This is a genomic window from Streptomyces sp. NPDC004065, from assembly GCF_044903565.1.
Taxonomy (GTDB): Bacteria; Actinomycetota; Actinomycetes; order Streptomycetales; family Streptomycetaceae; genus Streptomyces.
This window is the reverse complement of the sequence record NZ_JBJDQT010000006.1, coordinates 137,332-148,524: the sequence shown is the minus strand read 5'-3', so window position 1 is coordinate 148,524 and position 11,193 is coordinate 137,332. Positions and strand designations below refer to the sequence as shown.

General features: G+C 76.0%; 10 protein-coding genes and 1 pseudogene. 5 read left to right on the top strand and 6 right to left on the bottom strand.

The window, feature by feature from the left end:
• Nucleotides 1-69: 69 nt before the first annotated feature.
• Nucleotides 70-252, bottom strand: a complete 183-nt coding sequence (locus tag ACI2LW_RS10295; protein ID WP_404730744.1) for a hypothetical protein — start codon at nucleotides 250-252, stop codon at nucleotides 70-72.
• A 579-nt stretch (nucleotides 253-831) separates the two neighbouring features.
• On the opposite strand from ACI2LW_RS10295, the gene ACI2LW_RS10290 reads away from it, so the two are divergent.
• Nucleotides 832-2,796 carry a HelD family protein gene (locus ACI2LW_RS10290; RefSeq protein WP_404730811.1) on the top strand — a complete coding sequence of 655 codons (1,965 nt, stop codon included), beginning with the start codon at nucleotides 832-834 and terminating at the stop codon, nucleotides 2,794-2,796.
• 454 nt (nucleotides 2,797-3,250) lie between these two features.
• Here ACI2LW_RS10290 and ACI2LW_RS10285 read toward each other — a convergent pair whose 3' ends face one another.
• The 3 genes from ACI2LW_RS10285 to ACI2LW_RS10275 all read right to left on the bottom strand — a co-directional run bounded on the left by ACI2LW_RS10285 (nucleotide 3,251) and on the right by ACI2LW_RS10275 (nucleotide 6,517).
• A complete protein-coding gene (locus tag ACI2LW_RS10285; RefSeq protein WP_404730743.1) occupies nucleotides 3,251-3,964 on the bottom strand; it encodes a copper homeostasis protein CutC in 714 nt (237 codons plus the stop codon).
• A 117-nt stretch (nucleotides 3,965-4,081) separates the two neighbouring features.
• Nucleotides 4,082-4,768: a maleylpyruvate isomerase family mycothiol-dependent enzyme gene (locus ACI2LW_RS10280; protein WP_404730742.1), complete on the bottom strand. Its 687-nt coding sequence runs from the start codon at nucleotides 4,766-4,768 to the stop codon at nucleotides 4,082-4,084.
• A 9-nt stretch (nucleotides 4,769-4,777) separates the two neighbouring features.
• Entirely contained in the window at nucleotides 4,778-6,517 is a 1,740-nt protein-coding gene (locus ACI2LW_RS10275; RefSeq protein ID WP_404730741.1) for a CocE/NonD family hydrolase, read from the bottom strand.
• A gap of 116 nt (nucleotides 6,518-6,633) precedes the next feature.
• On the opposite strand from ACI2LW_RS10275, the gene ACI2LW_RS10270 reads away from it, so the two are divergent.
• The 3 genes from ACI2LW_RS10270 to ACI2LW_RS10260 all read left to right on the top strand — a co-directional run bounded on the left by ACI2LW_RS10270 (nucleotide 6,634) and on the right by ACI2LW_RS10260 (nucleotide 9,364).
• Nucleotides 6,634-7,377, top strand: coding sequence for a TetR/AcrR family transcriptional regulator C-terminal domain-containing protein (locus ACI2LW_RS10270; protein WP_404730740.1), 744 nt, complete (start codon nucleotides 6,634-6,636; stop codon nucleotides 7,375-7,377).
• Nucleotides 7,378-7,515: 138 nt separating this feature from the next.
• Complete coding sequence (locus ACI2LW_RS10265; RefSeq protein WP_404730739.1) at nucleotides 7,516-8,169, top strand: hypothetical protein; 654 nt, start codon at nucleotides 7,516-7,518, stop codon at nucleotides 8,167-8,169.
• A gap of 28 nt (nucleotides 8,170-8,197) precedes the next feature.
• Nucleotides 8,198-9,364: a GNAT family N-acetyltransferase gene (locus tag ACI2LW_RS10260; protein ID WP_404730738.1), complete on the top strand. Its 1,167-nt coding sequence runs from the start codon at nucleotides 8,198-8,200 to the stop codon at nucleotides 9,362-9,364.
• Between the two features lie 128 nt (nucleotides 9,365-9,492).
• Here ACI2LW_RS10260 and ACI2LW_RS10255 read toward each other — a convergent pair.
• Both ACI2LW_RS10255 and ACI2LW_RS10250 read right to left on the bottom strand, forming a co-directional pair.
• A pseudogene (locus ACI2LW_RS10255) lies at nucleotides 9,493-9,750 on the bottom strand (DUF4031 domain-containing protein); the annotation flags it as partial.
• Nucleotides 9,747-10,139, bottom strand: a complete 393-nt coding sequence (locus tag ACI2LW_RS10250) for a hypothetical protein (protein WP_404730737.1) — start codon at nucleotides 10,137-10,139, stop codon at nucleotides 9,747-9,749. The gene ACI2LW_RS10250 and the pseudogene ACI2LW_RS10255, both read right to left, overlap by 4 nt.
• A gap of 56 nt (nucleotides 10,140-10,195) precedes the next feature.
• Here ACI2LW_RS10250 and ACI2LW_RS10245 point away from each other — a divergent pair, with 56 nt between their 5' ends.
• On the top strand, nucleotides 10,196-11,146 hold the full coding sequence (locus ACI2LW_RS10245; protein ID WP_404730736.1) for a MurR/RpiR family transcriptional regulator: 951 nt from the start codon (nucleotides 10,196-10,198) through the stop codon (nucleotides 11,144-11,146).
• Nucleotides 11,147-11,193 lie beyond the last annotated feature (47 nt).

Below are 11,193 nucleotides of genomic sequence, written 5' to 3'. Positions count from 1 at the left end.
GGGCCGGGGGAACCGCTGGGTGTGACCGTCCGGCCACCGTCCGTTCTGTCACGGGCCGACCCTAGTGGGTCACTTGCGGCGTATGTGCACTTCCTCGCCGTACTCGCCGAGGATGACCACGTCGAACGCGGCGCTCACGAACACCTTGACGGCGCGCAGGGCGTCGCCGAGACGGTGGTGATGGGTGCCCCGCACGGCCGTGGCGCCGGCCGGGCGCGGGGTGTGGGCCGGATGGATGGTTGCTGCGCTCATGACTCAATGGTGGATCCGGGGGGACGGGACGGGCATCGGCCCTGGGAGCCAACTTCCCTGCCCTCCGCGTACCCCTGTGGAGGGACCCTCTCCCCTACACCGGACCTACACCGTGCCGACGGCGTCCCCTAGGGGAAAACCGGTTGGCCTCCGCCCGGCCCGCCGTCCTAGGATGTCCGCTCTTGCCCGCCTCCCCCGCGGAGTGCCGCCGTCCGGACGGAAACCGGCCGGCACGATCCCGCAGCCACCTGGCACAGCCGCCGGCCCCGCAGTCGCACGGCACGGCCACCTGGCGCGGCCCCTCGGCAGACCCCGCCTGACCCGTAGGCCCCCGGAGGCACTCCCTTGTCGTCCTCGCCCACGCCCACGCCCACCGAACCCACGCCCACCGAACCCGCGCCCGCGCCCGCCGCCGCATCCGCACCCGCACCCGCGCCGGCGGACCCCGCCGCCCCCTCCGCGGCCGGTCCCGCACCCACCGGACCCACGGGCACGCCCCCGGGCGGCCCCGGACCCGCCGACGGCCCCCTCGCCCGCGAGCGCGCCCACCTGGCCGCCTCCCGCGCCGCCCTGCGGGCCATGCGCGAGGACGTGGAGTCGCTCGACATCAGGGACGTCACCGCGAACTGGGTCAACGCCGCGGTCCTGGCCCGGCAGATCGACGAGCGCGTCAAGGCGCTGGCCGACCTCAGCGGTACCCCGTTGTTCTTCGGCCGCCTGGACTATCTGCACGCGCCGGGCGCCGACCGGGCGGAGGGGGCCGCGGGCGAGCAGTTCTACATCGGCCGGCGGCACGTGCACGACGCCGACGGCGACCCCATGGTCATCGACTGGCGCGCCCCGGTCTCGCAGCCGTTCTACCGGGCGTCCCGCAAGGACCCGATGGACGTCGCGCTGCGCCGCCGCTTCGGCTACACCGGCGGCGACCTCACGGCGTACGAGGACGAGCACCTGTCCGACCCGGCGGAGGCGGCCACCACGAGCCGGTTGCTGCAGCAGGAGATCGAGCGTCCGCGTGTGGGCCCGATGCGCGACATCGTGGCGACCATCCAGCCGGAGCAGGACGAGATCGTGCGCTCCGGCCTCGGCGGCACGGTCTGCGTGCAGGGCGGCCCGGGCACCGGGAAGACCGCCGTGGGCCTGCACCGCGTCGCCTATCTCCTCTACGCCCACCGCGAGCGCCTGGCCCGCACCGGCACCCTGGTGATCGGCCCGAACCGCTCCTTCCTGCGGTACATCGAGCAGGTGCTGCCCGCCCTGGGCGAGCTCACGGTGCGACAGGCCACCGTGGACGACCTGGTGGCGCACGTGGAGGTGCGCGGCACCGACGACGCCGGCGCGGCCCTCGTCAAGGGCGACGCGCGGATGGCCGAGGTGCTCAGGCGGGCGGTGCGGTCCCATGTGACCCTGCCCACCGAGCCGGTCGTGGTGGTGCGCGGCTCCCGCCGCTGGCGCGTACCGGCGTACGAACTCGAGGAGATCGTGCGGGAGTTGCTGGAGCGCGGCATCCGCTACGGCGCCGCGCGGGAGGCCCTGCCGCAGCGGATCGCGCACGCGGTGCTGGTGCAGATGGAGCGGGCCGGGGAGGCTCCCGACGACCGGGTGCAGGACGCCGTCGCCCGCAACGCGGCGGTGAAGGCGGCCGTCAAGGCGATCTGGCCGCCGGTGGACCCGGCGAAACTCGTGCTGCGGCTGCTCACCGACGCGGACTTCCTCGCCGAGCACGCGGAGGGCGTCCTCACCGGACAGGAGCAGAAGACGATCCTGTGGGCGAAGCCCGTGCGGTCGGTGCGGTCGGCGAAGTGGTCCGCCGCCGACGCCGTGCTGATCGACGAGGCCGCCGATCTCGTCGAGCGCACCCACTCCCTCGGCCATGTGGTCCTCGACGAGGCGCAGGACCTCTCGCCCATGCAGTACCGGGCGGTCGGCCGCCGCTGCACCACCGGCTCCGCGACCGTCCTCGGCGACCTCGCCCAGGGCACCACGCCCTGGGCGACCCGCGGCTGGGAGGAGTCGCTGGCCCACCTCGGCAAGCCGGAGGGCGTGGTCGAGGAGTTGACGGCGGGCTTCCGCGTGCCGACGGACGTCATCGCCTACGCCTCCCGTCTGCTCCCGCACATCGCGCCGGGCCTCACCCCGGTCGCCTCGGTCCGGGAGAACCCCGGTTTCTTCGAGATCCGCGGCTGTGCCGGGGACGCCGAAGTGGTCGCCGCGTGCCGCGAGTTGCTGGAGAACGAGGGCTCGGCCGGCCTGATCGCGGCCGACGCCCGCGTACCGGCCCTCGCCGAGGCGCTCACGGCGGCCGGGCTGGCGTACCTCTCACCCGGTGAGGAGACCACCGCGCGAACCCGCCTCACCCTGGTCCCGGCCTCGCTGGCCAAGGGCCTGGAGTACGACTACGTGGTGCTGGACGAGCCGCGGGCCGTGGTCGACGGGGAGCCCGACGAACGCACCGGCCTGCGCCGCCTGTACGTCTGCCTGACCAGGGCCGTGTCGGGCCTGATCGTCACCCACACGGCCCCGCTGCCGCCGCAGCTGTCCTGACGGCGGGCCAGGGCCAGCACTCGCGACGGGGGGCCGGCGCCCGCGAGACGGGGCTGCCGGGGCGCCGGGTCCGGCGGACCGGGCACCCGGCACCCGCTCGCGCGGCGTCAGCGCCGCACGGGGCGAACCGCTGCGTGGGGCAACCCGCCGCGCGGAGGCGCCCGCCAGGCGCCCTCCGAGCCCGGCCCCGTCCCGGCCCCCCGGCTCGCACCACCGGCCCGTACCACGGGCCCGGGACCGCCGGCCGAGCCCCCCGGCCCGCACCACGGGCTCAGACCCCCGGCTCAGCCCACCGGCCCGCCCCACCGGCCCAGGACCCCCGGCCCAGCCCACCGGCCGTACCACGAGGCTCAGCACCGCCGGCCGGGACCACCGGCCCGGGCCCCGGCTCAGCCCACCGGCCCGCCCCACCGGCTCAGGACCCCCGGTTCAGCCCACCGGCCTCCCCCGTCGGCTACACCGCCGGCGCCGGCAGTAGCTCGCTGTCCAGGACCGTGCGCCACTGGGCGACCGCCTCCGCCGAGACCGGGCCGTCCCAGCCGCCGGGGCGGGCCGCGCCGCCGATGTGGAAGGCGTCGATGCCGGCGTCCCGCAGCCGCGGGACGTGGTCCAGGCGCAGGCCGCCGCCCACCATGATCCGCTGTGCGTAGCCGGGCCGCCCGGCCCGCGCCGCCTCCTCCAGCAGCGTGGGCAGTCCGTCGTCCACGCCGCCCGGCGCGCCCGCCGTCAGGTAGGTGTCCAGCCCGGGCAGTCCGTCCAGCTGCCTGCGCAGGGCGTCCCGGTCGGCGGCGCGGTCGATGGCCCGGTGGAAGGTCCACCGGGCGCCGTCCAGTGCGTCCACCACCCGCCGCACGGCCGCGAGGTCGGCCCGCCCGTCCGCGTCCAGGAACCCGAGCACGAACTCGTCGGCGCCCGCGGCCCGCAGGTCCCGCGCCACCCGGACCAGCCGGTCGACGTCCCCCGCCGCGAACCCGTCCGCCAGGCGCAGCATCACGCGCAGCGAGATGTCGACGGCGGCGCGGATCGCGACGACGGCCGGGGCCGGCGGGGTGAGCCCGTCGGCCGCCATGTCGGTGACCAGCTCGAGGCGGTCCGCGCCTCCGGCCTGGGCGGCGACCGCGTCCTCGACGTCGAGGGCGATCACCTCCAGGACTGCACGCATGCTCATAGGACCCCTTTCCTCGGTTTCCCCTGGAGCGGACACAGGTCTAGACAGGTCTAGTCCAATCTCAGGGTACGCCGGACGGACCCCGGAGCCGAGAGCACCCAGGGGATCACCGCGGTGTCAGCCGAAGATGTTCAGCTCCCCCGCGTCCGCGCCCGCGAGTTCGTAGCCGGGGCCCGCTCCGTCCGCCGGGACCGGCCGGCCGGCGCAGAGCCGGACGAGCGTGGGCGCGTCGCCGATGTAGCGGGCCGGGGTCCGCTCCCCGCTGACGTCGCCGAGCCTGAGCGGCTCGTCCGCGTCGTCGAGGTCGGCGTGCAGTGGCAGGCGCCCACGCTCCCGGGTCACCCGCGCCAGCAGGATGAGCGCGTACGGCAGCCCGGCGCCGGCGTACGCGCCCGGCGCGCCGAGGCTCTCGCGCACGTCACCGGCGTGCACCCACTCGCCGAAGGCGATCGCGTCGAGCGCCCCGCCGGACTCGGCGATCACCGGTCCCGCCTCGGTCATCCCGCGTTCCAGCTCGTCCAGCACCCGGGCGTGCGACCACCCGGCCCGCTCGGCGATGTCCCGCTCGTTGGACTCGGGCGAGAACACACCCGCCTCGAAACGGTTCTCCACCACCCTTGTCAGCGCGGCGGAGCAGTGCGCGAGCACGTCCCGCACCGTCCACCCCGGACACGCGGCGGTCGGCAGCGCGAAGTCCGCCTCCGGCCGTGACCGCAGCAGCGGGATCAGCGCGTCCCGCTCCGTCACGAGCAGCCGCCCGGGCAGCCCGGGGTCCCGTACCTCGTGCACCTCAGCAGAAGTCATGACCCCACGCTAGGGCGTTCCGCGCTCGGTGTCCGCCGCGTGCGGCAGGGTCAGCTCCGAGTCCGCGTGGAGCGTGATGCGCACCGGTACATGGTCGGTGGCGTCCAGGCGCGGCCGGCCGGTCCCGGGGCTGCGGGCGTAGCGCGGATGGGCGCCGCCACTGATCTGCCAGCGCACGCGGTGGCCGGCGGCGAAGCGGTGGGCGGCGGAGCTCATGGCCACCGTGACCGTCGCGGGCGCCTGCCCGGCCGTCCGCACCACGCCCAGCCCGTCGCAGACGTTCACCGACCGGCCCCGCGGGTCCACGTCGCACAGCCGGGTGAAGACGTCGGCGTGTCCGGTGTCCGTGGACACGCTCAGCCGTGCGGAGACGGGGCCCAGGACCTCCATCGGCCCGGTGAGCGGGGGCCCGGTGAAGGTCAGCACGTCGTCCCGGGCCTCCAGGGCGGCGTTGTCCCGGGGGCCCGCGGTGCGGGAGAGCAGCGGGCCGCCGAGGGACGGGGTGGGGTCGGCGGGGTCGTAGCGGAACGCCGCCACGGGTGCGGAGTCGGTGGCGGCCTGCCGGGTGAGGTGTCCGCCCGGGGTGGGGTGCCAGGAGACGGGGGCGGTGGGCGGCGGCCAGTGGGCGAGGTCCCGCGGACCGCCGCCCTCGCCGCCGATGTGCACGCGCACCGCGGTGGGGCGCAGGCCGGAGGCGTCGTCGCACAGATGGGCGCGCAGCCATGCGAGGCTCTCGGCGAACACCTCGGGCCATCCCTGGCGCAGCGCCGAGGTGTGCGTCCAGGGGCCGGCGAGCAGGGCGGCCCGGCACCCGGCCCGGTGCAGCCGGTCGTACTGTTCCAGGGCCTGGTCCACCAGTACGTCGTGCCATCCCGTCACCAGGCTCGTGGGCACGGCGGGCCGCGCCGCGGACGGCTCCGGGGCCGCGAGCGCCGCGCCGCTCCAGTAGGGGTCTTCGGGGTCCGGGTGGTCCATCACACCGTCCAGCCAGGGCACTTCACCGCCGAGGGCGCGGGCGTACGCCCCGCGCAGCGGCCGCGCCATGGTGACCTCGCGCAGGCGGCGCCGCAGGCGCAGGGCCGCCCGCAGGAAGGGGGCCGCGCCCCGGTGCTGGTAGGTCATGCCCGCACCGACGGCGAGGAGGTTCTCCAGCCGCGGCACGCCGTCGGCGTGGAACAGGGCCCAGGGGTCGTGCAGGCCCACCTGCACGGCCATGGCCCGCAGTTCGGGCGGCGGTTCGCAGGCGAGGGCCCACTGGACGTAGCCCAGGTAGCTGGGGCCGACGGTGCCGAGCGCGCCGTTGAACCAGGGCCGGCCGCGCAGCCAGGACACCGTGGCCAGGCCGTCGGCGGCCTCGTTGCGCCACAGGTCGAACGTGCCGCCCGAACCGCCGGTGCCGCGGCAGCTCTGCAGCACCACGTGGAAGCCCTGCTCGGCGAAGAGCAGCCCGTACATGGCGGACCAGGGCAGTCCCCGGCCGTAGGGCGAGCGGACCAGGAGGGTGGGGAAGTCGCCCTCCGCGCGGGGGAAGTAGTGGTCGGTGACCAGCGGGCTGCCGTCGGCGGCGGGCACCGTCAGGCCGGGCGTCCAGCCGGCCTCGTGCCGCTTGGCCGGCAGGCCCCGCCAGGTCGCCCTGATCAGGCGTGCGGACAGGGGCGGTTTCCCGGCGGGCCGTTCCCCGGCGGGCCGTCTCCCGGCGGGTGGTGTCCAGGCCGTGCCGGTTCCGGCGCGGGGCATGGGTGATGGCATCGTTCCCCTCCTTTTTCGTACGCTGTACGAGAATAGAGGGTGCTTGGATGTCCTCGGCAAGGGCCACCACGGCAACGAGGGGAAACCCGGGAGAAACCAGGGAGGGAGGGCGGACCGTGGGACGGGAGGGCGAGACCGTGCCCGGTGACGCACGGGCCGGCGCCGCGGGCGTCGACCCGGAACGGCTCTGGCTGCGTCCCCCCGAGCCCCGCAGGGGCCGCCGGCCCTCCTTCAGCCGGGAGGCGATCACGGCCGCGGCCGTCGCCGTGGCGGACGCGGAGGGGCTCGACGCGGTCACCATGCGGCGGGTCGCCGCCGAGGTCGGGGCCGGCGTCATGTCGCTCTACAGCTACGCCCCCGACAAGGAGACCCTGCTGGAGCTGATGGTCGACCACGTCAGCGGCGAACTCCCGGCCACCGGCGAGACCACCGGCGACTGGCGGGCCGACCTGAAGGCCATCGCCCACCTCCAGCGCGCGCACATGCTGCGCCACCCGTGGCTGCCCGCGGCCCTGTCCACCCACCGCACCCCCGGTCCGCGCACCCTGGCCTTCCTGGAGCGCGCCCTCGCCGCGCTGCGGCCCAGCGGGCTGGACGGCGCGGCGCGGCTGGAGGTGTTCGCCCAGATCACCGCCTTCGTGGCCGGGCACGTGGGCCACGAGATCGCCCAGGCCGCGGCCGCCCGCTCCCCCGAACGGAGCGCGGCCGAGGCCCGCTACCTGGCCGCCGTCGCGGCCGACGGCCGCCACCCCGAACTGGCCGAGGCGCTCGCGGCACCCCGGCGGCCGGTCACCCCCGAGGCCACCTTCACCCGGTTCCTCAACCGGCTGATCGACGGCCTCGACACCGGCTCCGGCTGACCGACGGCCTCGGCACCGGCTGACCGAGGGCCTCGGCGCCGCCCGGCCACCGACGGCCGACGACCACCGGTCAACGGCCACCGGTCAACGGCCACCGGCCACCGGCCACCGGCCACCGGCCAGGGGGACAATGGCGGCATGGCCGATCACGTCGATTCCGACGCGCTGCGCTCCCGCTGGACCCGGGCCCTGGAGGCCGCCCGGGGAGCGGCGGGCGGTCCCGACCCGGTGCCCTACGCGGACGACCTCCTCGCGCGCTGGCGGGAGCCGCAGCGGCACTACCACACCCTCACGCACCTGACCGCGGTGCTCGACCGGGTCGATCTGCTGGAGGGATACGCCGCCGACCCGGACGTGGTGCGGCTGGCCGCGTGGTTCCACGACGCGGTGTACCGGCCCGAGCGGTCCGAGAACGAGGAACGCTCCGCCCGGCTCGCCGAACGCGCGCTGCCGGAGGCCGGGGTGCCGCCCGAGAAGACCGCCGAGGTGGCCCGGCTGGTGCGTCTGACCGCCGGCCACGACCCGGCCGGCGACGACCGCGACGGCCAGGTGCTCTGCGACGCCGACCTCGCGATCCTGGCCGCGCCGCCGTCGGCGTACGCCGCCTACACGGCCGCCGTCCGCGAGGAGTACCACTTCGTCCCCGGCGACGCCTTCCGCACGGGCCGCTCGGCGGTACTGCGTCAACTCCTCGCACTGCCCCACCTCTTCAGCACCCCCTACGGCCGGGAGCACTGGGAGGCGACGGCCCGGTACAACATCGGCGGGGAACTGGAAATGCTGTCGCAGTGAGCCGCCCGCCGTGCCTACCCTGCGCCCTATGGACACATGGGGCGGGGCAGAGGTGGAGGAGGCCGTCGCGGGCGCCGTGGCGCTGCTGCGGACGGCGACGGACCGCGACTGGGAGCAGGTGCGGGCCGGGCGGCTGGAGTGGAGCTGCCGGCGGACGGCGGAGCACATCGCGGGTGATCTCATCGCCTACGCCGGGCAGTTGACCGGACGCGCACAGGACGGCTACGTCCCCTTCGAGATCACCCTGGACGACGGCACCGACAACGCGGGCGCCCTCGACGTGATCACGACGACCGGCGCCCTGCTCGCCGCGGCCGTCCGCACCACCCCGCGACAGGTCCGCGCCTTCCACCCCTACCCCTTCCGCAGCGCGAACCGCGAGGGTTTCGCCGCGATGGGCGTCGCCGAGGTCCTGCTGCACACCCACGACATCGCGACCGGCCTGGGGCTGGCGTACGAGCCGCCCGCGCGGCTGTGCGAGGACGTGCTGACCCGGCTCTTCCCGCACGTCCGGCCGGGTGACGCCGCCTGGCCCACCCTGCTGTGGGCCACCGGCCGCGGCGAACTGCCCGGGCGTGAGCCGGTCACCTCGTGGCGGTGGAGCAACCCTGCCGCGGTCCCCGCCGAACGCCTCGTCCTGGAAGGCGTCTCCCCCGCCTCGGCGCTCGACCTCGCCCAGGGCGGCGACGGCGGGTTCCGGTGGGTCGAGGGCGGCCCCTACGAGGGCACGCGGGCGGCCGCGGGGATGGTGGTGAAGACGTACCAGGACGGGACGCACCGGCCCGAGTGGGGCATGTTCGTGCTCGTACGGCGGGAGGACGGGCGCGCGGTCGGCGGCATCGGCTTCCACGGCCCGCCCGGCGCGGACGGCCGCGCCGAGATCGGCTACGACCTCACCGAGCCGGCCCGCGGCCACGGCTACGCCACCGAGGCGGTGCGCGCCCTGTCGGCGTGGGCCGCGACCCGCGAGGACGTACGGCTGTTCGCCACGGTCGAACCGGACAACGGCCCCTCCCGCCGGGTGCTCACCCGCGCCGGCTTCGTCCAGTCGGGTGACGCCGGGGGGCCGAACGGCGGGGAGCCGAACGCCGGGGAGCGGAACAGCACGGAGCCGGACGGCGGCGGCGAGCGGGAGGCCGGCGAGGGGCACGCCGCGGGGCTGATCGTCTACGAGCTGCCGCCCCGGGCCTCCTGACCGCCCTCGGCCGCCCGGGCCTCCCGGGCTTCCCCGGCCTCCCGGGCCTTCCGCGACGCCCGGGCGTCCCTGCCCTCCCTGCCCTCCCGGGCCTCCCGGGGCGCCGGGGCCTCCCGGGCTTCCCGCACCCGGTGCTTGCGCACGCGCAGCCCGGCCGCGTGCAGCAGGCGCACCACCTCGCGGCTGGCCACCTCGACCGCGCCGGCGGCCACGGCGTCGGCGTAGCGGTGGGAGGGCAGGTCGTAGTGGTCGCGTTCGAAGGCGCGCGGGGGCACGCCGAGGGAGGCGGCGAACAGGTGCAGTTCGTCGTAGGACACGTCGCTGACGAGGTGGGACCACATACGGCCGTGCCCGGGCCAGTCCGGCGGGTCGATGTAGATCGTCACGAGGGCGGCTGCCCCGGCGTCCCGCCCGTCGCCCGGGCCAGCCCGCCCACCGGGGCCACCTTCACGCCCGCCTTGGCGCAGACCCAGTGCGGATCGGGCCCGAGTTCGGGCTCGACGTCCAGGGCGTGCGGGTCCCCGTAGCCGCAGACCGGGCACAGCGGCCAGCGGCCGTACCGCTCCAGGAGCGCGTCCTGGACGTCCTGCGCGACCAGTCCGGCCACGAACAGGGCGCCGTCCGGCCACTGCTCCACCCACCAGCGGCGCTGGGCGACGGACTCCTCCACGAGCGAGACCACGTCGGCGTCGGCGACCTCGCCCGCCATCAGATCGGCGAGCACCAGGGCGCGCGCGGCGTGCAGCGCCTGCTCCAGGGGGCTGATGGGATCCATGCCTCCATTGTGCGCAGTCTTGACCGCACACCCGCACGGAAAATATCTTTCAGAATGTGACCCAGGACGTGAAGGAAATTTTCGCAGGCTCGTCCACCCCCGCGGGCCTCGCGCCCCCCGCGCCCGCCGCCCTCGCCGCCAAGGTTCGCACGCTCGCGCCCTCGATGACCCGCTCCATGCAACGCGTCGCGGAGGCGGTGGCGGGCGACCCGGCCGGCTGCGCGGCCCTCACGGTCACCGGCCTCGCCGAACTCACCGGCACCAGCGAGGCGACCGTGGTGCGCACCGCGCGCCTGCTCGGCTACCCCGGCTACCGCGACCTGCGCCTCGCCCTGGCGGGCCTGGCCGCCCAGCAGCAGTCGGGCCGGGCGCCCGCCATCACGACCGACATCGCGGTGGACGACCCCATCGCCGACGTCGTCGCCAAACTCGCCTACGACGAGCAGCAGACCCTCGCCGACACCGCCGCCGGCCTCGACACCGTGCAGCTCGGCGCGGCCGTCTCCGCGCTGGCCGCCGCCCGCCGCACGGACGTCTACGGCATCGGGGCCTCGGGCCTGGTCGCCCAGGACCTCACCCAGAAGCTGCTGCGCATAGGGCTGATAGCCCACGGGCACAGCGACCCGCATCTCGCCGTCACCAACGCGGTGCAGCTGCGCCCGGGCGACGTGGCGATCGCCATCACCCATTCCGGTTCCACCGGGGACGTGATCGAGCCGCTGCGGGTGGCCTTCGAGCGCGGCGCCACCACCGTCGCGATCACCGGCCGTCCCGACGCGCCCGTCACGCAGTACGCCGACCACGTCCTGACCACCTCCACGGCCCGCGAGAGCGAGCTGCGCCCGGCGGCGATGTCCTCGCGCACCAGTCAACTGCTGGTGGTGGACTGCCTGTTCGTCGGGGTGGCCCAGCGGACCTACGAGACGGCGGCACCGGCGCTCGCGGCGTCGTACGAGGCGCTGGCCCACCGGCACAGCCCGCGCGGCGGCGGGGGAACGCGGCACTAGGCGCCCCCGTCCTCACCACCGGCCCGGCCGCCGCGGCCCGGCCACCG